25 protein-coding genes and 1 pseudogene are annotated in these 23,639 nt (G+C 71.2%); 19 read left to right on the forward strand and 7 right to left on the reverse strand.

The window, feature by feature from the left end; translation table 11 throughout:
• Positions 1-126: 126 nt before the first annotated feature.
• Positions 127-1,083 (forward strand): DMT family transporter, encoded by a 957-nt coding sequence (locus ACWGJ5_RS31305; RefSeq protein WP_453312997.1) that lies wholly within the window; start codon positions 127-129, stop codon positions 1,081-1,083.
• On the opposite strand, the gene ACWGJ5_RS31310 is transcribed toward ACWGJ5_RS31305, so the two are convergent.
• Both ACWGJ5_RS31310 and ACWGJ5_RS31315 read right to left on the reverse strand, forming a co-directional pair.
• Positions 971-1,861 carry a LysR family transcriptional regulator gene (locus ACWGJ5_RS31310; protein ID WP_453312998.1) on the reverse strand — a complete coding sequence of 297 codons (891 nt, stop codon included), beginning with the start codon at positions 1,859-1,861 and terminating at the stop codon, positions 971-973. The two genes, ACWGJ5_RS31305 and ACWGJ5_RS31310, sit on opposite strands and share 113 nt — an antisense overlap.
• Positions 1,862-1,875: 14 nt before the next feature.
• A pseudogene (locus tag ACWGJ5_RS31315) lies at positions 1,876-2,148 on the reverse strand (PLD nuclease N-terminal domain-containing protein); the annotation flags it as partial.
• 75 nt (positions 2,149-2,223) lie between these two features.
• On the opposite strand from ACWGJ5_RS31315, the gene ACWGJ5_RS31320 reads away from it, so the two are divergent.
• The 9 genes from ACWGJ5_RS31320 to ACWGJ5_RS31360 all read left to right on the forward strand — a co-directional run bounded on the left by ACWGJ5_RS31320 (position 2,224) and on the right by ACWGJ5_RS31360 (position 9,435).
• Positions 2,224-3,675, forward strand: coding sequence for a menaquinone biosynthesis decarboxylase (locus ACWGJ5_RS31320; RefSeq protein WP_453312999.1), 1,452 nt, complete (start codon positions 2,224-2,226; stop codon positions 3,673-3,675).
• On the forward strand, positions 3,672-4,574 hold the full coding sequence (mqnP, locus tag ACWGJ5_RS31325; protein ID WP_453313000.1) for a menaquinone biosynthesis prenyltransferase MqnP: 903 nt from the start codon (positions 3,672-3,674) through the stop codon (positions 4,572-4,574). The genes ACWGJ5_RS31320 and mqnP overlap by 4 nt, the downstream gene beginning before the upstream one ends.
• Positions 4,575-4,626: 52 nt before the next feature.
• Entirely contained in the window at positions 4,627-5,274 is a 648-nt protein-coding gene (locus tag ACWGJ5_RS31330) for a UbiX family flavin prenyltransferase (RefSeq protein ID WP_385316272.1), read from the forward strand.
• Between the two features lie 117 nt (positions 5,275-5,391).
• Positions 5,392-5,847, forward strand: coding sequence for an Lrp/AsnC family transcriptional regulator (locus ACWGJ5_RS31335; protein WP_453313001.1), 456 nt, complete (start codon positions 5,392-5,394; stop codon positions 5,845-5,847).
• A 40-nt stretch (positions 5,848-5,887) separates the two neighbouring features.
• Entirely contained in the window at positions 5,888-7,051 is a 1,164-nt protein-coding gene (gene mqnE, locus ACWGJ5_RS31340) for an aminofutalosine synthase MqnE (protein WP_453313002.1), read from the forward strand.
• A 141-nt stretch (positions 7,052-7,192) separates the two neighbouring features.
• Positions 7,193-7,849 carry a UdgX family uracil-DNA binding protein gene (locus ACWGJ5_RS31345; RefSeq protein WP_453313003.1) on the forward strand — a complete coding sequence of 219 codons (657 nt, stop codon included), beginning with the start codon at positions 7,193-7,195 and terminating at the stop codon, positions 7,847-7,849.
• Between the two features lie 16 nt (positions 7,850-7,865).
• Positions 7,866-8,390: an N-acetyltransferase family protein gene (locus tag ACWGJ5_RS31350; RefSeq protein ID WP_453313004.1), complete on the forward strand. Its 525-nt coding sequence runs from the start codon at positions 7,866-7,868 to the stop codon at positions 8,388-8,390.
• Between the two features lie 75 nt (positions 8,391-8,465).
• Positions 8,466-8,774, forward strand: coding sequence for a DUF4229 domain-containing protein (locus ACWGJ5_RS31355; protein WP_453313005.1), 309 nt, complete (start codon positions 8,466-8,468; stop codon positions 8,772-8,774).
• A 10-nt stretch (positions 8,775-8,784) separates the two neighbouring features.
• Positions 8,785-9,435 (forward strand): TetR/AcrR family transcriptional regulator, encoded by a 651-nt coding sequence (locus ACWGJ5_RS31360; protein ID WP_453313006.1) that lies wholly within the window; start codon positions 8,785-8,787, stop codon positions 9,433-9,435.
• Positions 9,436-9,507: 72 nt separating this feature from the next.
• On the opposite strand, the gene ACWGJ5_RS31365 is transcribed toward ACWGJ5_RS31360, so the two are convergent.
• Positions 9,508-10,329 (reverse strand): MaoC/PaaZ C-terminal domain-containing protein, encoded by an 822-nt coding sequence (locus tag ACWGJ5_RS31365; protein ID WP_453313007.1) that lies wholly within the window; start codon positions 10,327-10,329, stop codon positions 9,508-9,510.
• 260 nt (positions 10,330-10,589) lie between these two features.
• Between ACWGJ5_RS31365 and ACWGJ5_RS31370 the strand changes: the two genes are divergently transcribed.
• From ACWGJ5_RS31370 to ACWGJ5_RS31380, 3 genes are all read left to right on the forward strand, one after another.
• Positions 10,590-12,542 carry an AMP-dependent synthetase/ligase gene (locus tag ACWGJ5_RS31370; protein ID WP_453313008.1) on the forward strand — a complete coding sequence of 651 codons (1,953 nt, stop codon included), beginning with the start codon at positions 10,590-10,592 and terminating at the stop codon, positions 12,540-12,542.
• A 137-nt stretch (positions 12,543-12,679) separates the two neighbouring features.
• A complete protein-coding gene (locus ACWGJ5_RS31375) occupies positions 12,680-13,591 on the forward strand; it encodes a LysR family transcriptional regulator (RefSeq protein WP_453313009.1) in 912 nt (303 codons plus the stop codon).
• Positions 13,592-13,614: 23 nt separating this feature from the next.
• Positions 13,615-13,854: a DUF397 domain-containing protein gene (locus tag ACWGJ5_RS31380; protein ID WP_453313010.1), complete on the forward strand. Its 240-nt coding sequence runs from the start codon at positions 13,615-13,617 to the stop codon at positions 13,852-13,854.
• On the opposite strand, the gene ACWGJ5_RS31385 is transcribed toward ACWGJ5_RS31380, so the two are convergent.
• On the reverse strand, positions 13,813-14,463 hold the full coding sequence (locus ACWGJ5_RS31385) for a class I SAM-dependent methyltransferase (RefSeq protein WP_453313011.1): 651 nt from the start codon (positions 14,461-14,463) through the stop codon (positions 13,813-13,815). The genes ACWGJ5_RS31380 and ACWGJ5_RS31385 overlap by 42 nt on opposite strands.
• 86 nt (positions 14,464-14,549) lie before the next feature.
• Here ACWGJ5_RS31385 and ACWGJ5_RS31390 point away from each other — a divergent pair, with 86 nt between their 5' ends.
• A complete protein-coding gene (locus ACWGJ5_RS31390) occupies positions 14,550-16,202 on the forward strand; it encodes a serine/threonine-protein kinase (protein ID WP_453313012.1) in 1,653 nt (550 codons plus the stop codon).
• A gap of 6 nt (positions 16,203-16,208) precedes the next feature.
• Here ACWGJ5_RS31390 and ACWGJ5_RS31395 read toward each other — a convergent pair whose 3' ends face one another.
• Positions 16,209-16,523, reverse strand: a complete 315-nt coding sequence (locus ACWGJ5_RS31395; RefSeq protein WP_453313013.1) for an AzlD domain-containing protein — start codon at positions 16,521-16,523, stop codon at positions 16,209-16,211.
• Positions 16,520-17,209 (reverse strand): AzlC family ABC transporter permease, encoded by a 690-nt coding sequence (locus ACWGJ5_RS31400; RefSeq protein ID WP_453313014.1) that lies wholly within the window; start codon positions 17,207-17,209, stop codon positions 16,520-16,522. The genes ACWGJ5_RS31395 and ACWGJ5_RS31400 overlap by 4 nt, the downstream gene beginning before the upstream one ends.
• A 68-nt stretch (positions 17,210-17,277) precedes the next feature.
• On the opposite strand from ACWGJ5_RS31400, the gene ACWGJ5_RS31405 reads away from it, so the two are divergent.
• The gene (locus ACWGJ5_RS31405) at positions 17,278-17,853 is read left to right on the forward strand and encodes a helix-turn-helix domain-containing protein (RefSeq protein ID WP_453313015.1); all 576 of its coding nucleotides are present in this window, start codon (positions 17,278-17,280) and stop codon (positions 17,851-17,853) included.
• A gap of 142 nt (positions 17,854-17,995) precedes the next feature.
• Here ACWGJ5_RS31405 and ACWGJ5_RS31410 read toward each other — a convergent pair whose 3' ends face one another.
• Positions 17,996-18,199 (reverse strand): cold-shock protein, encoded by a 204-nt coding sequence (locus tag ACWGJ5_RS31410; protein ID WP_003992177.1) that lies wholly within the window; start codon positions 18,197-18,199, stop codon positions 17,996-17,998.
• A gap of 298 nt (positions 18,200-18,497) precedes the next feature.
• Between ACWGJ5_RS31410 and ACWGJ5_RS31415 the strand changes: the two genes are divergently transcribed.
• The 4 genes from ACWGJ5_RS31415 (at position 18,498) to mqnC (ending at position 23,634) form a co-directional block, all read left to right on the forward strand.
• On the forward strand, positions 18,498-19,346 hold the full coding sequence (locus tag ACWGJ5_RS31415) for a menaquinone biosynthetic enzyme MqnA/MqnD family protein (protein ID WP_228624962.1): 849 nt from the start codon (positions 18,498-18,500) through the stop codon (positions 19,344-19,346).
• A 52-nt stretch (positions 19,347-19,398) separates the two neighbouring features.
• On the forward strand, positions 19,399-21,585 hold the full coding sequence (locus tag ACWGJ5_RS31420) for a serine/threonine-protein kinase (RefSeq protein WP_453313016.1): 2,187 nt from the start codon (positions 19,399-19,401) through the stop codon (positions 21,583-21,585).
• A 34-nt stretch (positions 21,586-21,619) separates the two neighbouring features.
• Entirely contained in the window at positions 21,620-22,363 is a 744-nt protein-coding gene (locus ACWGJ5_RS31425) for a prepilin peptidase (protein ID WP_453313017.1), read from the forward strand.
• Positions 22,364-22,434: 71 nt separating this feature from the next.
• Positions 22,435-23,634, forward strand: a complete 1,200-nt coding sequence (gene mqnC, locus ACWGJ5_RS31430; protein WP_453313018.1) for a cyclic dehypoxanthinyl futalosine synthase — start codon at positions 22,435-22,437, stop codon at positions 23,632-23,634.
• Positions 23,635-23,639 lie beyond the last annotated feature (5 nt).

Consider the following 23,639-nt stretch of genomic DNA (forward strand, 5'->3'; position numbering starts at 1 on the left):
CGTCCTCCCGTACCCGGTGGCCGTCTTCCGGTGAACTGCGGGTATGGGCATCGCCGATGACCCCATCGGCAGCACCCCGCACTGGCGCGTGGACCGGCACCGGGGGCCCTTCGTAGCGTCGGCGTCATGACCTCAGAGACCAGGGGCACGGCCCAGCTGACCACCGCCATGATGCTCTCCGGCACCCTCGGCGTCTTCGTCGTGGAGTCGGGTGCCTCGCCCTTCGACGTCGTCTTCTTCCGCGTCCTGTTCGGCGCCCTCGCCCTCGGCGGCTATGTCGCCGCCCGGGGCTGGCTGTGCGACCACGGCTTCACCCGCCGCACCCTCGGACTCGCCGTCCTGGGCGGGGTGTTCATCGTCCTCAACTGGGTGCTGCTGTTCTCGTCGTACGAGCACACGTCCATCTCGGTGGCCACGGTCGTCTACCACACGCAGCCCTTCTACGTGGTCCTCCTCGGCGCCCTGCTGTTCCGCGAACGGCTCACCGCCGCGAAGGTCGGCTGGATCGCGGTCGCCTTCGCCGGTCTGGTCCTCGTCTCGGGGGTCACCCCCGGCGACTTCACGAGCGGAGGCTCGTACCTGCTCGGCGTCGGACAGGCCCTCCTCGCCGCCCTGCTCTACGGCCTGTCCACCCTGGTCACCAAGCGGATCACCGGTGTCCGCCCGCACCTGATCGCCCTCGTCCAGGTCCTCGTCGGCATCCCGCTCCTGCTGCCCTTCGCGGACTTCGGCGCGATGAGCGGCACCGGCTGGAGGTGGGGCTGGCTGGTCGGCCTCGGGCTGATCCACACCGGGGTGATGTACGTCCTCATGTACGCCGCCTACGCCCAGCTGCCGACCGCGAAGATCGCCGTCCTGGCCTTCGTCTACCCGGCCGTGGCGATGCTGATGGACTGGCTGGTCTACGGCCACCACATCGGGCTCGTCCAGACGCTGGGCGTCCCGCTGATCGTGACGGCGAGCCTGAAGGTCACCCTGGCCCGTCCTGCTCGGCGACCAGCCGCCGCGCCTGCTCCGCGAACAGCCGGGCGTGCGCCGGAAGCCGCTTCCCGGCCCGCCACGCCAGCTGCGTGCGAAGCGTGAACGGCGGCTCCCAGTCCAGCCGGACCAAAGAGCCCTCCGCGAGTTCGGCGGCGACCGTCACCTCGGGCAGCAACGCGATCCCGAGGCCGGCCGCCGCCGCGCGCTTGGTGGCCTCGATCGTGCCGAACTCCATGAACTCCACGTCCCCGAAGGACCTCAGCTCCCGCTCGAACAGGTCCCGGTAGGCGCAGCCGGGCTCGGTGGCCAGCAGCGGCTGGTCCGTCAGGGCGGCGGTCGTCACCGGGGAGCCGCTCAGTGCGTGCCCCGGCGCCGCGACCAGCGCCAGCGGCTCCACCGCGAGCACGGCGCACTCCAGCCCCGGGTGCTCGCTCTCCTCCTCCATCAGGAACCCGACGTCGTAGGTGCCCTGACGCAGCGCCTGCCGGGTCTCGTCGCCGATGGTGGTGCGCAGCGCCAATCGGACCCTGGGGTGGCGGTGGTGGAAGTACTCCAGCAGCGGCGGCAGCCGGTAGGAGGTCAGCGACTCCATGGTGCCCACGGTCAGCGTGCCGGAGGGCTCCTCCGGCTCGGTGACCGCCGTCCGGGCCTCTTCGGTCAGCTCGATGATCTGCCGGGCGTACGGCAGCAGCCGCTCACCGGCCTCGGTGAGCCGGATCCGGCTGCCGAGCCGGTCGAACAGCTCGACGCCGAGGGAGGACTCCAGGGTGCGGATCTGACCGGTCACGCTGGACTGGGCGTACGACAGCTCGGCCGCGGCCCGGGTGAAGCTCAGCACCGTGGCGACCTTCTCGAAGGTGACGAGCAGCCGGAGTTCCATCAGGCCTGCTCGGGATCGTCCTTGTTCAGGGACTTGAGGAACTCGGGGTTGTCGTCGGGTGCGACCCACTGCCCGGGCGTGGCACCGCCCGCCGGGACCCTCTGCCGCGCCCTGCCGGTGATCAGCCAGGCCACCGGGCCGACCAGGACCTCGCCGAAGAGCAGGATGATGATCACCCACATCACCTTCGGCAGATGCCGCACCTCTTCCTCCGGGGTGTTCAGGCAGTCCACGAAGGCATGGATCCACAGGGCCAGGACCAGCAGGAACGGCAGATACCTGAGCATGGCGTGCGATCCCCCGACGAAGTGAGACGGCCCCGGTGACCGGGCCAGAGTAACGGGTGGCAGATACTGGGACACATGGCTTACGACGATCTTCGCTCCCTGCTGCGGGCGCTGGAGCGCGAGGGCGACCTCAAGCGCATCAAGGCCGAGGTCGACCCGTATCTGGAAGTCGGGGAGATCGTCGACCGGGTGCAGAAGTCCGGCGGACCCGCCCTGCTCTTCGAGAACGTGAAGGGCTCGGCGATGCCGCTGGCCATGAACGTCTTCGGCACCGACCGCCGCCTGCTGAAGGCGCTGGGCCTGAAGTCGTACGGCGAGATCTCCGAGAAGATCGGCGGCCTGCTGCGGCCCGAGCTGCCGCACGGCTTCGTGGGCGTGCGCGAGGCCTTCGGCAAGCTCGGTGCGATGACCCACGTGCCGCCGAGGAAGGTCAAGGAGGCCCCGGTGCAGGAGGTCGTCCTGCACGGTGACGAGGTGGACCTCGACCGGCTCCCGGCGCTGTTCACCTGGCCCAAGGACGGCGGCTCCTTCTTCAACCTGGGGCTCACGCACACCAAGGACCCGGAGAGCGGCATCCGCAACCTCGGGCTGTACCGCCTGCAGCGGCACGACCGGCGCACTATCGGCATGCACTGGCAGATCCACAAGGACAGCCGCAACCACTACCAGGTGGCCGCCCGAAGGGGCGAGCGGCTGCCCGTCGCCATCGCCTTCGGCTGCCCCCCGGCCGTCACCTACGCCTCCACCGCCCCGCTCCCCGGCGACATCGACGAGTACCTGTTCGCCGGGTTCATCGCGGGCAGGCGGATCGAGATGGTCGACTGCAAGACCGTCCCGCTCCAGGTGCCGGCGAACGCCGAGGTCGTCCTGGAGGGCTGGCTGGAGCCGGGCGAGATGCTGCCCGAGGGCCCCTTCGGCGACCACACCGGTTTCTACACCCCGCAGGAGCCGTTCCCCGCGCTGAAGATCGACTGCGTGACGATGCGGAAGCGGCCGCTGCTGCAGTCGATCGTGGTCGGCCGCCCGCCGACGGAGGACGGGCCGCTGGGCAGGGCGACGGAGCGCTTCTTCCTCCCCTTGCTGAAGATCATCGTCCCGGACATCGTGGACTACCACCTGCCCGAGGCCGGCGGCTTCCACAACTGCGCGATCGTCTCGATCGACAAGAAGTACCCAAAGCACGCGCAGAAGGTGATGCACGCGATCTGGGGGGCGCACATGATGTCCCTGACCAAGTTGATCGTGGTCGTGGACGCCGACTGCGACGTGCACGATCTGCACGAGGTCGCCTGGCGGGCCCTCGGCAACACCGACTACGCCCGTGACCTCACGGTCGTCGAAGGCCCCGTCGACCATCTCGACCACGCCTCCTACCAGCAGTTCTGGGGCGGCAAGGCAGGGATCGACGCGACGAAGAAGTGGCCCGAGGAGGGCTACACCCGCGACGGGGGCTGGCCGGACATGGTCCTGTCGGACCCCGCTACGGCGGCCCTGGTGGACCGCCGCTGGAAGGAGTACGGCCTGTGAGCAGCGCTTCCGCCGCGATCCCCCAGCCGGGACGCACGAAGGCCTTTCTGCGCCTGGTGATGATCGAGCACTCGGTCTTCGCGCTGCCCTTCGCGTACATCGCCTCGCTCACGGCGATGTACGAGTGGGACAGGAACATCCACTGGGGCCGGCTGCTGCTGGTCACCATCTGCATGGTCGGCCTGCGCACGTTCGCGATGGCGGTCAACCGGATCATCGACCGCGAGATCGACGCCCGGAACCCCCGTACGGCCCACCGCGAGCTCGTCACCGGGGCCATGTCGGTCCGCCACGCGTGGACCGGCGCCCTGATCGCCCTGGTGATCTTCCTCGTTGCGGCGGCCCTGCTGAACCCGCTGTGCCTGGCCCTGGCGCCGGTGGCGGTGATCCCCATGGTGGTCTACCCCTACGGCAAACGGTTCACCAACTTCCCGCAGGCGATCCTGGGCCTCGCCCAGGCGATGGGTCCGGTGGGCGGCTGGCTGGCCGTCTCCGGGACCTGGAACTGGGACGCGGCCGTCCTCGGCCTGGCCGTCGGCATCTGGATCGGCGGCTTCGACCTGATCTACGCCTGCCAGGACGTCGAGACCGACCGCGAGATCGGCGTCATGTCCGTACCGGCCCGCTTCGGCATCCCGGCCGCGATCTGGGGCGCGCGTGCCTGCCACACGATCACCACGGCACTGTTCGTCTGGTACGGCGTCGTCACCGGCGCGGGTGCTTTCTTCTGGTTCGGCCTGCTGATCGTCGCGGGTGCGTTCCTCTACGAGCACTCGATCGTCCGGCCGCACGACCTCTCCCGCCTGAACAGGGCCTTCTTCAGCGTCAACGGATTCATCGGCATCGCCCTGTTCGTGTGCGCGCTGCTCGACCTGCTGGTGCGGGGGCTGACCGTCTGACGGTCCGGTCCGCCGGTACGCTCAAAGTGTGAACGCAGGAGAATCGCAGCGCGTGCCTTGGATCGTGGGGGTTTCCGGTGCGTCCGGGACGCCGTATGCGGCGGCCGTGCTGCGCGCGCTGCTGGGGGCGGGGGAGGCCGTCGACCTGGTGGTCAGCCGGGCCTCGCGGCTGACCCTGCTGGACGAGACGGGCATCTCCTTCCGGGACGCCCACTGGCAGGACGACCTGCGGGAATGGCTGGCCCGGGGGGCCGACGGCAAGCCCGGGACCTTCGACGTGGACATCAGCGGGGTGCGGTACTGGAGCGCGGGCGACCTCGCGGCCGGGCCGTCCTCGGGGTCGTACCCGGCGAAGGGGATGCTGATCGTGCCCGCCTCCACGGCCTGTGTCGCGGGCGTCGCGCTGGGCCTGTCCAAGGATCTGCTGCAGCGGGCGGCGAGCGTCACCCTCAAGGAGCGCCGCCCCCTGGTCGTGGCCGTACGCGAGACCCCGCTGAACGGCCAGACCCTGAGGCACCTCGTGGCGCTGGACGATGCCGGAGCGAGCGTCGTACCGGCCTCGCCCGCCTTCTACGCGGGCGCCACCCACATCCAGGACCTGGTGGACTTCGTCGCCGGGCGGGTGCTGGACGCGGCGGGCGTCGGGCACGGCCTGTACCGGCGCTGGAAGGGCGAACTGGGCGGCGGCACGGACCAGTAGCGCACGAGCAGTACCTCTCAGCACTTCCGGAACTTCTTCAGACCTCTTCAGACCTCTTCAGACCCCTTCAGATCTCCTAGACCTCTTCAGACCTCTTCAGCGGAAGGCTTCGATCGCATGGACGCGGTGGACAGGCAGCTCATCCAGGCCCTGAGGGAGAACGGCCGGGCCTCGTACGCGGAGCTGGGGCGCCTCGTCGGCCTGTCGGGCCCCAGCGTCACCGACCGCATCAACCGTCTCGAGGCGGCCGGTGTCATCACCGGCTACCGCGCCACGGTGGACGCGGCCTCCCTCGGCCTCGGCGTCATCGCGCTGATCGGCATCTCGCTCTCCGACGCCGCCGACCACGAGGACGTCGCCCAGCGGCTGCGGGACCTGTCGGAGATCGAGGACTGCTGGTTCATCGCCGGCGACGACTCCTACATGCTCAAGGTGCGGGCGACGGACGTGGACGGCCTGGAGAAGATCATCCGCCGGTTGTCCGGCACCAAGGGCGTCTCCCGGACCCGTACCACCATCGTGCTCTCCACCAAGTGGGAGAACCGGGTCGGGGAACTGCCCGAAGAGGTCTAGGGATACCGTGGGGCGAGCTGTCGTAGAAAGGGCGTGTGGCATGGACGTCGGGCTCAAGCGCGAGCTGGAGGAGAAGGTCCGCTCCGGTGAGCGGCTGACCCGCGAGGACGGCATCGCGCTGTACGAGTCGGACGACCTGGCCTGGCTCGGTGGCCTCGCCCACGAGGTGCGCACCCGCAAGAACGGCGACGTTGTGCACTTCAACGTCAACCGGCACCTCAACATGACCAACGTGTGCACGGCCTCCTGCGCCTACTGCTCCTTCCAGCGCAAGCCGGGAGAGAAGGACGCGTACACGATGCGCATCGAGGAGGCCGTGAAGCTCGCCAAGGCGATGGAGTCGGACAACCTCACCGAGCTGCACATCGTCAACGGGCTGCACCCGAACCTGCCGTGGCGCTACTACCCGCGCTCCCTGCGCGAGCTGAAGGCGGCCCTGCCGAACGTCTCCCTGAAGGCCTTCACGGCGACGGAGATCCACCACTTCGAGACGATCAGCGGTCTGTCCGCCTCGGAGATCCTGGACGAGCTGATCGACGCGGGCCTGGAGTCGCTCACCGGCGGCGGCGCGGAGATCTTCGACTGGGAGGTCCGGCAGCACATCGTGGACCACCGCACCCACTGGGAGGACTGGTCCCGCATCCACCGCCTGGCGCACGAGAAGGGTCTGAAGACCCCGTGCACCATGCTCTACGGCCACATCGAGGAGCCCCGCCACCGCGTCGACCACGTCCTGCGCCTGCGCGAGCTGCAGGACGAGACGAACGGCTTCCAGGTCTTCATCCCGCTGCGCTACCAGCACGACTTCGTGGACATGAAGGACGGCAAGATCCGTAACCGCCTTCAGGCCCGCACCCAGATGGCGACCGGCGCGGAGGCCCTGAAGACCTTCGCGGTCTCCCGCCTGCTGTTCGACAACGTCCCGCACGTGAAGGTCTTCTGGGTGATGCACGGCGTGCAGACCGCCCAGCTCGCCCTCCAGCACGGCGCGGACGACATGGACGGCTCGGTCGTCGAGTACAAGATCACCCACGACGCGGACAACTTCGGCACGCCGAACAAGCTGACCCGCGAGGACCTGCTGGAACTCATCCGCGACGCGGGCTTCCGCCCGGTGGAGCGGAACACGCGGTACGAGATCATCCGGGAGTACGACGGCCCGGACCCGGCGCGCAGGGAGTCCCCCCAGCCGATGCGGGTGTGACTTTTCAGCGGGGTCCCGGCGTCCCGACCCAAGGGGCGCGGGGCTGTATCGGTGTGCGGCTCCGCCGCGTGGGCGCGGGCAACCCACCACCACTCGCAGACGACGTGGGTCCGGGCGCCCCGCGGCGGGTACTCGGCCCCCATGCCGACCAGAGCCCCCGAGGACGCCTACACGGCGGAGCCCTTCGTGCCGGAGGGCGCCGGTCTCACCGCCCTGCGCAAGGCTGCGGCCGGCTGCCGGGGTTGCCCCCTGCACGAGAACGCCACGCAGACGGTGTTCGGCGCCGGTAACGCGCACGCGCGCGTGATGCTCGTCGGTGAGCAGCCCGGTGATCAGGAGGACCGGCAGGGCAAACCCTTCGTCGGGCCCGCCGGCCGGATGCTGGACAAGGCGCTCGCGGAAGCCGGTATCGATCCCGGCGACGCCTATGTGACCAACGCCGTCAAGCACTTCAAGTTCACGCAGGCCGAACCCCGCAAGCGCCGTATCCACAAGGCGCCGAGCCTGAGGGAGATGACCGCCTGCGGACCCTGGCTCGCGGCGGAGCTGGCGCTGGTCGAGCCCGAGCTGATCGTGGTGCTGGGCGCGACGGCCGGGAAGGCGCTGCTGGGTTCGTCGTTCCGGGTGGGCGAGGTGCGCGGGACCGTGCTGGAGCGGGAGATCCACGGGCGCCCCGAGCGGCTGGTGCCGACCGTGCACCCGTCCTCGGTGCTGCGGGCACCGGACGACGAGGACAGGAAGGCCGCGTACCAGGGGCTCGTCGCCGATCTGAAAGTGGCTGCACGCGCCCTCGGGTAATAGATACAGTGGCCCTATGCCACTTACTTTCACCTTGGATCCCGCCATCACCCCGGCCCTGCGCGACGGCATTCTCGGCCTGTGGACGGACGTATCCAACGCGGGCGGCGCCGTGGGCTTCGTGCCGCCGGTGAGCCGGGAGGACGTCCGGCCGGAACTGGTGAAACACTTCGTGGGCATGGCCGAGGGCCGGCACCGGCTGCTCGTCGGCTGCGACGAGACCGGCGAGCCGGCCGCGACCGCGTTCTTCGCCTTCAACACCCACCGGCTCCAGACGCACTGGGTGTGGCTGTACACGGTGATGGTCCACCCGAGCCACCAGGGCAAGGGGTACGGCCGTGACCTGCTGGCGGCCGCCGCGGACGCGGCCCGCACCTTCGACGGCGTCGACGCGATCCGGCTGACGTGCCGGGGCGGTCTCGGCCTGGAGCGGTTCTACGGCTCCTGCGGATACAAGGAGGTCGGCCGCATACCCGGCGCCATCCGGGTGGCGCCCGGCGACGACCGCGACGACATCATCATGCTGCACCCCCTCCACTGACCCCGCTGCAAGATCCCCTCCCGTCCGTGCTTCACTGGACGATGACCCCTTTTGGAATCGGACGACTGGATTGAGATGCTCCGCTACACACTGATGCGCCTCGGCGTCTTCGCCGGCTGCCTCGTGGTCGTCTGGGGAGCCGTCTACTCCGGGATCTTCCCGCGAGGCTTCGGCAGCTCCAACGGCCTGTGGGTGCTGCTGCTCGCCCTGATCCTGTCGGCGCCGATCAGCTGGGTGGCGCTGCGCAAGGAGCGGGACCGGGCCTCGGTGCGGATCGTGACCAGGGTCGACCGGATGAAGGCCAACCTGGAGGCCAACCGCAGCCAGGAGGACGGCGCCGACGACGTCGCGAGGACGCAGGGCGGGGCAGCCGCGTCCAACTAGTCTTGCCCTCATGGGTGGGGCGAAGACCAAGCGAATGCCGCGTGCGGTGCGGGAGCAGCAGATGCTCGACGCCGCCGTACGCATTTTCGGGCAACGCGGCTACATGGCCGCCTCCATGGACGAGATAGCCGAGCTCGCCGGCGTCTCCAAGCCCCTGGTCTACCTGTACCTGAACTCCAAGGAAGACCTCTTCACCGCCTGCATCCGGCGCGAGGCCACCGCCCTGACGGAGGCCGTCCGCGCCGGGGTGCACACGGACCTGCCCGCCGACCGCCAGCTGTGGGACGGCCTGAAGGCGTTCTTCGCGCACACCGCCGAGCATCCCGACGCCTGGTCCGTGCTGCACCTGCAGGCCCGCACCCACGGTGACCCCTTCGCGACCGAGGTCGCCGCGATGCGCCGCGAGATCGTCGCCTTCGTGACCCGCCTGGTGGCGGTCGCGGCCCGAGAGGCCCACCGGGACCCCGGCCTTCCCGAACACGAGGTCGCGGGGCTGGCGGAGGCACTGGTGGGCGCGGCGGAGTCGCTGGCCGCGTGGGCCAACACCACGCCGGGAGTCACCGCCCGGCAGGCGGCGACGACCTTGATGAACTTCGCCTGGTCGGGTTTGGGCAACTTGATGTCCGGCCACTCTTGGACCCCGCCTGCTGGAGATGCCTAGGGGCGTGGGGAACTGCGCGAGCAATCCACCACACACCCGCACCCGGCAATGGCGAGACCCCCTCAACGGTGCTCAGCCTGAAAGTGCCCGTACCTCTCCGAGCAGGTGAACCCGACCCCCCGCACCCCGCAACTCAAACCGCCCGGACCCATCCGCCCCGTAGGCCACCGTCCCCGGCAACAGCACCGGCGCCCGGAACTCCGCCCGCACCACGACGGAGCCGCCCGTGCCGTGGGCGGCCAGGCAGCGGGCCACCGTCCACATGCCGTGGGCGACGGCCCGCGGGAAGCCGAAGAGGCGGGCGGTGAGCGGGTACAGGTGGATGGGGTTGCGGTCGCCGGAGGCGGCGCCGTACCGCCGGCCCACGTCCCCGGCGAGCCGCCACTCGGCGACGACGGGCAGCGGGGCCGGCTGTTCCTTCCGGGGTTCGGCGGGCCGGTCGGTGCGCTGCCGGGCGAGGTAGGTGCTGCGCGACTCCCACACGACCTCCCCGCCGGCCCGCATCGCGGTGACCACCGTGGCCTCCGTGCCGCGCCGGTGCGGGGCCAGTCCCGCGATGTGCACGGCGAGTTCGTACTCCCCGGTCGCCGGAAGGGAGGTGTGCCGGGTGATCTCGATCGAGGTGTGGACGAGGCCCAGCAGCGGCAGCGGGAACGCCCCGTCGCTCATCAGCCGCATGGCCGCCGGAAAGCCGAGGACGTGCGGATAGGTGACCGGGAGGGGGCTGTCGCCGGTGGGAAAGCCGCACACCCGCTCGTAGGCGGCCAGCCGGTTCTGGTCGACCCGCACCCCGGGCAGCACCAGCCGCTCTCGCGGGAAGTCCGCCTCGGGAGAGGGCCTTTTGAAGGGGGAGCGCAACACGCCGCCCGTGAGATGCAGCAACTCACCCACCATGCCCATCCCTCACGTGCTTACTCTGGAGTAAGGTTACTGCTGGTAAGTCTACGGTACGGTCCCAACCCGAGGGCCACGGGCGAACATGAGCCTCCGTCACACAACCCCCGAGGCTGCACACCCCCGGCCCCGGACCCTCCCCGAACCCGCACGATCCCCTCACAGCGGACCCGTACGATCACCTGCCTAACCAGCGGTAACCCCTTTCTCCGTATCTATGAGGGACCACCGCAGGTGCACGCCCGCCAGAGGAGCCGCCCGTGTCCACCCCCTTCCCGAACGCCCCCGCCTCCTCCGGCACTCCCGTCTCAGCCACCGACTACGACGGCCGCCCGGTCCTCGTGGAGCCCTGGGTCCAGCGCCTGGACGGCGCCGTACGCGAGGTGTCCGTACCGCCGTTCGCGCCCCCGGTGAAACACGGCTCGCTCGCGGACCTGCCGTTCGACAACGCCGAGACCGCCCCCGCCCACACCGTGCTCAGCCGCCCGCTGCCCGACGGCCGCTGGGCGGACGTGACGGCCGCGCACTTCGCCGAGCAGGTCCTCGCCGTGGCCAAGGGGCTGATCGCCGAGGGCCTGGTGCCGGGCGACCGACTCGCCGTCATGGCCCGTACGACGTACGAGTGGACGCTCCTCGACTTCGCCGCCTGGGCCGCCGGCCTGGTCACCGTGCCGATCTACCCGACCTCCTCCGTCTTCCAGACCCGGTGGATCCTGCACGACTCCGGCGCGGTCGCCCTGATCACCGAGACCACCGCCCAGGCCTCCGCCCTCGGCCCCGAACTCCAGCACCTGCCCGACCTGCGTCATCTGTGGGTGATGGACAAGGACCACGTGACCCGGCTCGCCGAGGCCGGCGTGCAGGTGCCGGACGGCGAAGTGGCCGTACGGCGCGGCATGCTGGGCCCCGACACCCTCGCCACCCTCATCTACACCTCGGGCACCACCGGCCGCCCCAAGGGCTGCGCCCTCTCCCACGGCAACTTCTTCGCCGAGGTCGACAACGCCATCGAGCTGCTCTACCCGGTCTTCAAAGGCCAGGACGAGGAGCCGTCCGTCCTCCTCTTCCTGCCGATGTCCCATGTCTTCGGCCGCATGGTGGCCATCGCCTGCGTCCGGGCCCGCGTCCGCCTCGGTCACGCGCCGAGCCTCGCGGCCGAGGACCTGCTGCCGGGCCTCGCCGCCTTCCGGCCGACCTGCCTGCTGACCATCCCGTACATGCTGGAGAAGGTGTACAACTCGGCACGCGCGAAGGCCGAGTCGGGCGGCCGGGTCGCCGCCTTCGACCGGGCCGCGGCGGTCGCCGTCCGCTACGGCGAGGCGCTGGAGTCCCGGCAGACCGGCACCGGCGGCGGCCCGAGCCGCTCCCTGAAGACGGCCCGCGCCTTCCACGACCCGCTGGTCTACCGCAAGATCCGGGCCGCCATGGGCGGTCGCGTCCGGTACGCCATCTGCGGCGGCTCCCCGCTCGGCCGGCGCCTGGCCGCCTTCTACGCCGGCGCCGGCATCGAGATCTTCGAGGGCTACGGCCTGACCGAGACCACCGCCGCCACCACCGTCACCCCACCCCTCAAACCCCGCCTGGGCACGGTCGGCTGGCCGCTGCCCGGCACCCGCGTCCGCATCGCCGCCGACGGCGAGATCCTCGTCTCCGGCGACCACGTCCTGCGCGGCTACTGGGACCCCCAGGCCGGGGGAGTCGTGCCCGCGACCCGGGACGGCTGGCTGTCCACCGGCGACATCGGCGAACTGGACGACGAGGGCTACCTCACCATCACCGGCCGCAAGAAGGAACTGCTGATCACGGCGGGCGGCAAGTCGGTGGCCCCGGCCCCGCTGGAGAACTGGCTGCGCCAGCACCCGCTGATCTCCCAGGTGATGCTGGTCGGCGACGCCCGCCCGTACGTGGCCGCGCTGATCACCCTCGACGTCGACGGCGTCACCCACTGGCGGCAGATGATCGGCAAGCACCCGGTGCCCCCGGAACTCCTCGTCGGCGACCCGGAGCTGGAGGCCGTCCTGCAGCGCGCAATGGACGAGGCCAACAAGCTGGTCTCCCGCCCGGAGTCCATCCGCCGGTTCGCCGTACTGCCCGGGGACTTCACCGAGGAGGCCGGTCACCTGACCCCGTCGATGAAGCTGCGCCGCGAGCAGATCATGACCGACTTCGCGAGCGAGGTGGAGGGCCTGTACGGCCCGGCCACCGGCCCCTGAAGGTCGGCACCCGCTCCTCGCGCGCGAAGCGGGTTGCCGCCTGGGTCGGCCGTGGCCCGGTATCGATCCTCGTACGGCCCCTGATTCCAGTCAATCCTTGGGTTTCCTTGCCAACCCCAAGCGTTAACTTGGGAGTTATGACCCTCGACGACCTCCGCGTGTTCGTGGCCGTGTGCCGCGCCGGCAGCCTCAGTTCCGTCGCCAGGGACCTCGGCTGCACCCAGTCCGCCGTCAGCCAGCACGTGCGGCGGCTGGAGCGGGAGACAGGGGTCGCGCTGCTGGAACGGCAACCGCGAGGCGTGGTCCCCACGCAGGCCGGGCGCATACTGGAGGCCGCCGCGGCCGAGGGAATCTCGGGGCTCGACCTCGCCGTACGGCAACTGCGCGACCTGGTCGACGGCCACAGCGGGCACGTCCGCGTCGCCACCGGTGCCACCACCGTGCGGCACTTCATGTCCCAGGCGGTGGTCGTCTTCCGCCGTCGGCACCCCGAGGTCAACCTGGAGTTCCGCACGGTCAGTTCGGGGCGCGGCACCTTCGACGCCCTGGCCGACGGCACCCTCGACCTGGCCTGGATCACCGTCGGCTCCCCGGTCCGGGGCATCGAGCAGCGGACGGTCGCCGAACTGCCCTGGGTGCTCGCCGTCGGCGCGGACGACCCCCTCGCCGGCCGGCCCCGCCTCGACGCGGCCGACCTGACGGGGATCCGTCTGATCCGGCTGCCCCCGAACTCCACCTCCGCCGTCCACCTGGACGCGGCCTGCGCCGAGCTGGGCGTCCGCTTCACCTACGACACGAGCGTCGCCGACTGGGACACGGCACTGCTGCTGGCCGAGCTGGGGGTGGGCCGGGCGGTCGTCCCCGCCGTACCGGGGCTGCCGATCCCGGGAGCAGGCACACTGCGACTGATCCCGCTGCCCGGCCTGCGCCCCCTGCCCGTCGGCTGGGCCGTCCGCCGCTGGGACTCCCTCAGCCCTCCGGCACGGGCCTTCGCACACACGGTCGCGGAGTTCCGGGGCGGGGCCGCTGCGGGCGCTGCGTCGGGCTGAGCGGGAGTTCGGCCCAGACGGTCTTGACCTGGTTCAAGTCGAGCCATACCGACGGCGAGGGCGGGCAGCGCCCCGAACTTGCGTGCGCCTGGCGCAAGTCGAGCTACAGCAGCGGCGAAGGCGGCCACTGCCTCGAAGTGGCCGTACACCCCGCCGCCATCCACATCCGCGACTCGAAGCAGCCCGCCGCCGCCCACCTCACCGTCGCCCCCGCCGCCCGGTCAGCCCTTCTTCTGGGCGAGAAGGATCGCCTGCGGCGCTGACTCCGCCAGTGCGGCGTCCTGTTCGCGAACAGTGCTGGAGTGGAGGGCGAAACCGCCGTCGGTCAGCAGCTTCGCCATGAACTCGGGGCGGCGTCGCTCGAAGTCCAGCGTCACCGGATACCCCCACGGCTGATCCAGGCGCCGCGGCTCGTCGCCTGACTGGAAGGCGAGGAGGAGACGGCCACCGGGAGCGAGCACGCGGTGGAACTCGGCGAAGAGCGCGGGCAGTTCGTCCACAGGTGTGTGGATGCTGGAGTACCAGGAGACGACCCCGGCGAGCGAATCGTCGGCACAGGGCAACTCCAGCATCGACCCCTGCTCGAACCGCAGGGCGGGATGCCCGCGGCGGGCGATGGTGAGCATCGACTCGGAGAGGTCGAGCCCGAAGACCGTCAGATCCAGGCTCGCGAGATGGGCGGTGACCACGCCGGGTCCGCAGCCGAGGTCGGCCACGGGTCCGGCGGGGCCGACCAGTTCGGCGAACGCGGCGAGCAGCGCCCGCTCCAGCGGCCGGTCGACGAGCTGGTTTTGGAAGTGGTCGGCGTAGTCCTCGGCGACGGCGTCGTAGAAGGTGCGGGTGGCGGTGAGGAAGTCGGTCCTGTCGGTCATGGGAGGGGACCGTACCGGCCCGCACCGACAGGCCCTTTAGGCTGCTGTCGTTCGGTCAAGTGATCGGAACGGGGGGAAGAGAGTCGATGGACCAGGCGACAGACGTTTTCCGGCCACTGCAGGTGGACGATCCGCCGGTGGTGGCCGGTTACCGGCTCGCCGCGCGGCTGGGCGCGGGGGGAATGGGTCGGGTCTACCTGTCGCACACGCCCGGCGGCCGACCGGTGGCGATCAAGGTCGTGCGGCCGGAGCTGGCCGATGATCCGGACTTCCGGCGGCGGTTCGCGCGGGAGGTCAGGGCGGCCCGGCGGGTCCGGGGCGCGTACACCGCCGAGCTGATCGACGCCGACGCGGACGGCGTACCGCCCTGGCTGGCCACGCTCTACGTGCCGGGGCCGTCGCTGACGGAGGCCGTCGCGCGGCGCGGACCGCTGCCGGTGCCGGCGGTGCTGACGCTGATGGCGGGGGTGGCGGAGGCGCTGCAGGCCATCCATGCCGAGGGCATCGTGCACCGGGATCTGAAACCGTCGAACGTGCTGCTGGCCGCCGACGGGCCACGGGTGATCGACTTCGGGATCGCGCTGGCCGCCGACGGGACGTCGTACACGGCGACCGGAAACACCATCGGCACGCCCGCGTTCATGGCCCCGGAGCAGGCGTCCGGGGACGAGGTCACGGCGGCGACCGATATCTTCGCGCTCGGTCAGACGGCGGCGTTCGCGGCGCTGGGCAGGCCGCTCTACGGCGACGGCTCGGGCGTCAACATGCTGTATCGCATCGTGCACTCCGCACCCGACCTGTCCCTGCTGCCCGAGCCTCTGCGTCCGCTCTTCGCCCGCTGCCTCGCCGCCGATCCCGCCGAGCGGGCGACTGCGGCGGAGGTCGTGGAGTGGTGCCGGCAGCGGCTCGGGGCGGACGCCGATGCGGGCGGAGGACCGGCCGTGTGGCGGGAGATCACCGGGCCGGAGGCCGTCGTCCCGGCGCCGGTGCCCGACCCCACCCCGGTCTCCCCGCAGCCGCTGATCGGGTACCCGCAGCCCACGGCCGGGTGGCCGCAGCCGACGGCGGAGCGGCGGAGGACCCGCAGGCGGCGCGCCGTGCTGATCACGGCCGCCGGTGTGGCGGGAAGCGCGCTGCTGGTCACGGCCCTGGCGTGGTCGCTCATGGACGCGAAGGACAGGACCGATGGCCGGGACACGGCGGGCTCCAGGACGTCCGCCACGGGACCGGCCGCACGGTCGTCGGCGTCCGCGCCGGGCTCCTCCTCGGAGGCGCCGGACTCCTCGACGGCCGGGGCCGGTGACGGTGACGGTGGCGCGTCCGGGGACGGGGCGTCCGCGTCGGCGTCGCCCCGGGACCCGAGTCCGGAGGGGTTCGCCCAGGTGCAGCTGAACGCGAAGAGCTCGTTGAGCCTCCGGAGCAAGTGGCCCGCGCGGGAGGACCGCAAGGGTGACATCCGCTTCGACTGCCGGTCGACCGGGTGTGAACTGACGAGCGACAGCGCCGTGTTCATGCAGATGTGGGGCGCGCACGGCGTCACCCTCGACGACTGCCGGCTCATGCTCAGGAGCGACAAGAAGCACAGCTGGACGCTGGCCGGGGCGGCGGCCGGCACCGAGTTCTGCATGAAGGACACCGAGGGCGACATCGGACTGTACGTGATCCAGGTCAAGTCCACCGCGGTGCCGGACATCGCCTTCCTGCAGGGAGACCTGACGATCTGGCGGAAGGCGGCATAGCCCGGCCTAGCCCACCCCCGCCAGCCGCAGCAGCGCGGTCGTCGCCGCCGCGGCCACGACCACGACCGGGAACGGCGCCCGGCGCCACGCCAGGACGCCACCGACCAGGACTCCGGCGGGGCGGGCCCAGCCCGCGAAGCCGCCGGACTCCGTCAGCGCACCGGTGGCCAGCAGGGCGACGAGCAGCACCACCGCCCCGGCCGAGGCCAGCTCCTGTGCCCGGGCCGGTATTTCGACCCGCCCGTGCAGTAGCGGCCCCACCAGCCGGAAGGCGTAGGTGCCCAGGGCCAGCGCGAGGATCACGACGACTGAGGCGTTCATACGGCGGCCTCCACGGGCTGGCGGCGGTGCAGGAAGAGCCCCACCAGCGCGAGCAGCACCGGCACCCCGGCGGGTACGGCGGGCGTCACCGCGAGCGCGATGACCGCGCCGAGCAGGGCACACCGCCGTACCGTCGCGTCCGCCCGCAGCTGGGGCAGCACCAGTGCCACCAGCACGGCGGGAAACGCGGCGTCGAGGCCGTACCGGGCCGTGTCCCCCAGCGCGCCCCCGGCGAGCGCGCCCGCCAGCACCCCGGTGTTCCACACGGCGAACAGACCGAGCCCGGAGATCCAGAACGCCCTCCGCTGCCGTACCGGATCGGACTGTGCGAGGGCGAAGGCCACCGTCTCGTCGGTGACCAGGTGCGCGCCGAGCAGACGGCTCGCACGGCCGGTGCCGATGATGTCCGCCACCGCCAGACCGAACGCGGCCGTGCGGGTGTTGAGCAGCAGCCCCGTCGCCGCGGCGGCGACCGGCCCGCCCCCGGCGAGCAGCACCCCCACCGCGCTGAACTGGGCCGAGCCGGCGTACACCACCAGGGACATCACCACGGGCACCCACACCGGCAGCCCGCCGGCAACCGAGACGGCGCCGAAGGAGACGCCGACGATGCCGCTGGCGAGCCAGACGAGCGAGCTGTCACGAACCAGGGACATGTCATCGAATGTTCGCTGTACCGAACGCATGTTTCCTACACTGGAACGTGAGACGCCCGTCCGTCAAGCCGAACGATCGTACCGATGGAGCGAACGACATGGCCGAGCCGCCTCCCCGGACCCCCGCCCGGCTCCCGCTGGAGTGGATCGCCGCATCGCTCAAGCGCGAGCGTGCCCGCACCGGCCTGTCCCTGTCCGAGCTGGCCAAACGGGCCGGAATCGCGAAGTCCACGCTCTCCCAGCTGGAGGCGGCGAGCGGCAATCCGAACGTGGAGACGCTCTGGGCGCTCGCGGTCACGCTGGGGGTGCCGTTCAGCGCGCTGGTCGAGCCGCCCGCGCCGCAGGTCCAGGTGATCCGCGCCGGCGAGGGCCCGGAGGTCGCCTCGCGGCAGGCGAACTACGTCGCCACACTGCTGTCCGCCAGCCCTCCCGGGGCCCGGCGGGACCTCTACCGCCTGCGCGCCGAGCCCGGGGCGGCCCGCACGTCGGAGCCGCACATTCCCGGCACGGTCGAGCATCTGATCGTCGGCTCGGGCCGGGTGAAGGCGGGTCCGGCGGGGGAGGAAACCGAACTCGGCCCCGGTGATTACATGACCTATCGGGGTGACGTTCCGCACTCGTACGAGGCACTGGAGCCGGGCACGACCTTCGTCCTCGTCATGCAGCACACGTAGCAGCACACGTAACAGCGCGCGGCGAACGCCGGGAATTCGCCCAGAATTCATACGCGTCGCGGCCGGAAAGGCAGGAGCCCCGTCGCCGGAACGGCGCGGGGCTCCTTGGGTACTTCTCTCAGGTTCTGCGATCAGGCAGTGATCAGACGGGGGTGACGTTCTCCGCCTGCGGACCCTTCGGGCCCTGCGTCACGTCAAAGCTCACCTGCTGGTTCTCCTCGAGGGAGCGGAAGCCGGAGGCATTGATCGCGGAGTAGTGAACGAAGACGTCGGGGCCGCCGCCCTCCTGGGCGATGAAGCCAAAGCCCTTTTCGGCGTTGAACCACTTCACGGTTCCGGTAGCCATAAGCCCTCCTTGGGCTCACAAAGGGTTGCCCTGCTCCAGAACCTGCACGTGCGAAACGGTGCTGCACAACTGCATTCGTCTGAAAACGACGAGAGCCCGCGGTCACATGCTCCGCAGGCTCTGTACTGCAAGGGAAACCAAACTGCAACTTGCGGCGAGCCTAGCACGCGGGCGCCCGAAAGCAATAGAGGTCAAGATCACGTCACCCGAATGTTTGAACCCTCGCTGGGCCATTTGACGGCGCGGCGGCGGTGGGGTCGGTCCCGGCACCGTACCGCACGGGGTCTAGTCTCGCGATGTGGACAATGCTCGCACCCGGCCGCGCGTCGGCCACATCCAGTTCCTGAACTGCCTGCCCCTGTACTGGGGGCTCGCGAGAACCGGCACCCTACTCGACTTCGAACTCACCAAGGACACCCCCGAGAAGCTCAGCGAGCAGCTCGTGCGCGGCGATCTCGACATCGGCCCCGTCACCCTGGTCGAGTTCCTGCGCAACGCCGACGACCTGGTGGCCTTCCCGGACATCGCCGTCGGCTGCGACGGCCCGGTGATGTCCTGTGTGATCGTCTCGCAGGTCCCGCTCGACCGCCTGCACGGCGCCCGGGTCGCCCTCGGCTCGACCTCCCGCACCTCGGTCCGCCTCGCCCAGCTCCTGCTCGCCGAGCGCTACGACGTGGCGCCCGACTACTACACCTGCCCGCCCGACCTCAGCCTGATGATGCAGGAGGCCGAGGCGGCGGTCCTGATCGGCGACGCGGCGCTGCGCGCGAACCTGCTGGACGGCCCGCGCTACGGCCTCGAGGTGCACGACCTCGGCGCGCTCTGGAAGGAGTGGACCGGTCTGCCGTTCGTCTTCGCGGTCTGGGCGGCCCGCCGCGACTACGCGGAACGCGAGCCGGACATCACCCGCCAGGTCCACGAGGCCTTCCTCGCCTCCCGCAACCTCTCCCTGGAAGAGGTCGGCAAGGTCGCCGAACAGGCGGCCCGCTGGGAGGCCTTCGACGAGGCGACCCTGGCCCAGTACTTCACCACCCTCGACTTCAGCTTCGGCACCTCCCAACTGGCGGCCGTCGCCGAGTTCGCCCGCCGGGTCGGCCCGACGACCGGCTTCCCGGCGGATGTGAAGGTGGACCTGCTGCGGACGTGAGAGGGCGTCACTAGGCTGCTCACCACTGGATGTGGGTTGGGGGGAGCGCGTCATGCAGCCGCTGGACGTGGACGAGCCGGCCACCGTCGGGCCCTACCGGCTGCTCGGCCGGCTCGGCTCCGGTGGCATGGGCCGGGTCTACCTCGGCCGCAGCGCGGGCGGCCGTACCGTCGCCGTGAAGATCGTGCACCCGCACTTCGCGCTGGACGAGGAGTTCCGCGCCCGCTTCCGGCGCGAGGTGGCGGCCGCCCGCCGGGTCGGCGGTGCCTGGACCGCACCCGTCCTGGACGCGGACCCGGACGCCCCGGTGCCCTGGGTCGCCACGGCCTACGCGGCCGGCCCGTCCCTCGCCGCGGCCGTCACCGACACCGGCCCACTGCCCGCCCACACCGTACGGGCCCTGGGCGCGGGCCTCGCCGAGGCGCTGACCGCCGTACACGACCTGGGCCTGGTCCACCGGGACGTGAAGCCCTCCAACGTCCTGCTGACCCTGGACGGACCGCTGCTGATCGACTTCGGCATCGCCCGGGCCATGGACGGCACGGCGTCCCTGACGTCCACCGGCGTGTCCATCGGCTCCCCGGGCTACATGGCACCCGAACAGATCCTCGGCAAGGGCGCCACGGGCGCGGCCGACGTCTTCTCCCTCGGCGCGGTGCTGGCCTACGCGGCGACCGGCGAGCCGCCGTTCCGGGGGGACTCGTCCGCCGCGCTGCTCTACAAGGTGGTTCACGAGGAGCCGGAACTGGGCTTCCTTGAGGGGGAGTTGCGCGAGGCGGCCGCGGCCTGCCTGGCCAAGGACCCCGCCTCCCGGCCCACCCCAGCAGAGGTGAGCCACCGGCTCGCTCCCGAGGGAGCCACCCGCCTGGTCACAGGTGGCTGGCTCCCGGGGCCCCTGGTGGAACAGGTCAGCCGCAGCGCGGTACGCCTGCTGAACCTGGACACGGGGGACGCGGCGCACTCGGGGCCGGTGGCCTTCGACAGCCCGGCGGAGACGGGGTCTTCGACCCGGGAGTCGGGGTCGGGGGCGGGAGCGGGAGCGGGGGCGGGCTCGGCTTCGGGCTCGCGGCCGGGTCTGGGGTCGGCTTCGGGCTCGATGCCGGGACTGGGGTCGGCGGCGGTTTCGGGTTCGATGCCGGGTCAGGGTCCGGGTTCGGCGTCGGGTCCGGATCCGGTCCAGGGCTCTGCCTCTGCCCCGGTCCCCGGTCCAATCTGGGGAGGGGCTCCGGCCTCTGCCTCCGCCCCTCCTCCGGCCGAGCCGAACTCTTTCACGGGAGCCGGGGTCTTCGGGCCTGCGCCGGTGATGAATTCAGAGGCCCTTTCTGCGCCGGTTGGCGGACCAGGGGTTCCTGCCGGGCCCTTCGGCGACCCGCAACACCCCTCGCATCCACGCCACGGCGGCGGCCCACAGCACCCCTCGACCCCAGACCACGGCGGCCTCCAGAACTCCTCCGTCCCAAGCCACGGCACTCCGCGGAACGCCTCCTCGGGGCCGGCGACCGGTGTTGACGGGGTTTCCCCGGGCGCGCCGACCAGCGTGGACGGGACTTCCTCCGGAGCTTCCTCCGGAGCTTCCTCCGGGGCTTCCTCCGGAGCGCCGACCGTCGTGCCCGCGCAGCGTGACGCGGTGCCACAGGGTCGGCTTTCCGTCAGCGTGGCGGCGGCCTCCGCGCCGGCCGAGGGCGGCCGGGGGCGCCGGCTGAGCTGCACGGTGGTGCTGGCCGTCGCCGGTGCCCTGGCAGCAGGAGGGCTGGGGCTCGGCGTGCTGCTGCAGCCCTGGGCCCAACAGGACGGCAGCGGTAAGAGCGCGGGCGGCGGCCGCCCCTCGATCTCCCCGGCACCGAGCGAGTCCTCCGGCGGCCCCACCGGCCGAAGTGACCAGCCCGGCGCCGTCCCGGGACGCTACCTCGGCACCTGGGAAGGACAGGCCACCGGCCTCGGCGGCAGTCTGCCCGAGGGCACCTTCCGGCTCACCGTCCATCAGGCCGCCGTAGGACAGGAGTTGGGACAGCTCCGGCAGACCGACCAGATCGGCGGCGTGTGCACCGACGTCCTCACCCTGAAGAAGGTGACGAAGACCCAGGTCCTTGCGACCTCGACCGGCGCAAAGGACAACCCCGGCCACTGCGTACCCACCCCGCACCAGGTCGAGTTGACCCCGGTCGGCGACGACCTGAGGTTCACGTCGGACAGTTCCGCCGAGGGCAACCCGGTGGCGCGCCTGTCGAAGGCCGGATGAGCACGGCGAGCGGGACGCGGAGCGGGGGGACCGAATGAGCACAGGGGCGCTGGCCGCCGTCGCCGCGCTGTGGGGCGCGCTCGTGGGCGCGCTGCTGCCCCGCGCCGCCTACCGCTTCGCCGTACCGGCCGGTGAACCCTGGCGGGACCGCTGCCCTGACGGCCATCCGATCCGCGGCTGGATCGGCCGGGTCGCGTGCGGCGCCTGCGGGGGAGAGGCCCGCCGCACGGGCGTACCCCCCACCGCCGCCCTCCCGGCTTCCCTCGCCACCGCCCTGACCTGCGCCGCCCTCGCCACCGCCACCGGCACCCGCCCCGAGCTGGCGGTCTGGCTGCTGCTCGCGCCGGTCGGGGTGCTGCTGGCCGTGGTCGACCTCCGGGTGCAGCGGCTGCCCGACCCGCTGACCCTGCCCCTCGCCGCGGCCGCCCTCGCCCTGCTGGGCCTCGCCGCACTGCTGCCCGAGCACGCCGGTCACTGGCTCACCGCGCTGTACGGAGCCCTCGCGCTCGGCGCCGGCTACTACGCGCTGTACCTCATCAACCCGGCCGGCATGGGCTTCGGCGATGTGAAGCTGGCCGTCGGCATGGGTGCCGTACTGGGCTGGTACGGCTGGTCCACCGTCCTGCTCGGCGCCTTCGCCGGGTTCCTGTTCGGCGCGCTGTACGGCGGAGCCCTCGTCGTCGTACGGCGGGCGGGCCGCAAGACCGCGATCGCCTTCGGGCCCTTCCTGCTGGCCGGTGCCTTCGCCGGGCTGCTGATCGGCGCGTACGCGGCCTGACGTCTGCATGGTGAAACCGCTGGCGTAGGCTGAGTCAGTCCGTCCACACCCCTTGACGAAAGGGACGCCCGGTGACCGAGAAGGCCGACCTCCAGTCCGTGCTCGACCGAGCCGCAGCGGGCGGACGCATCACGCCCGAGGAGGCGCTCGACCTCTACCGGGATGCCCCGCTGCACGCGCTGGGCGCCGCCGCCGACGCCGTACGGCGTCGCAAGTACGCCGGTATCGAACACATCGCCACGTACATCATCGAGCGGAACATCAACTACACGAACGTGTGCGTCACGGCGTGCAAGTTCTGCGCCTTCTACGCGGCCCCCAAGGACAAGGACAAGGGCTGGACCCGCGACCTCGACGACATCCTGCGCCGCTGCGCGGAGACCGTCGAGCTGGGCGGCACCCAGATCATGTTCCAGGGCGGCCACCACCCGGACTACGGCGTCGAGTACTACGAGAAGCACTTCAAGGCCATCAAGGACGCCTTCCCGCAGCTCGTCATCCACTCTCTCGGCGCGTCCGAGGTCGAGCACATGGCCCGTATCTCCGGTGTGTCGGTCGAGGAGGCCATCACCCGGATCCACGAGGCGGGCCTCGACTCCTTCGCCGGCGCCGGCGCGGAACTGCTCCCCGAGCGGCCCCGCACGGCCATCGCGCCGCTGAAGGAGAGCGGCGAGCGCTGGCTGGAGATCATGGAGACCGCGCACCGGCTGGGTGTGGAGTCGACGTCCACGATGCTCATGGGCACGGGTGAGACGAACGCCGAGCGCATCGAGCACCTGCGGATGATCCGTGACGTACAGGACCGCACGGGTGGCTTCCGCGCCTTCATCCCGTACACGTACCAGCCCGAGAACAACCATCTGAAGGGCCGCACCCAGGCCACCCTCTTCGAGTACCTGCGGATGATCGCGATCGCCCGCGTCTTCCTCGACAACGTCCAGCACATCCAGGGTTCCTGGCTGACCACGGGCAAGGAGGTCGGCCAGCTGTCGCTGCACTACGGCGCGGACGACCTCGGCTCGATCATGCTCGAGGAGAACGTGGTCTCCTCGGCCGGTGCCAAGCACCGCTCCAACCGCCTGGAGATCATCGACCTGATCAGGAAGGCGGGGCGGGTCCCGGCGCAGCGCGCCACGACCTACGAGCACCTGGTCGTCCACGACGACCCGGCGAACGACCCCGTCGACGAGCGGGTGATGTCCCACATCTCGTCCACGGCGATCGAGGGCGGCACAGCCCACCCCGAACTGAAGCTGCTGGCGCCCAACTAGAGCCG

The organism is Streptomyces sp. NPDC054783 (assembly GCF_053611725.1).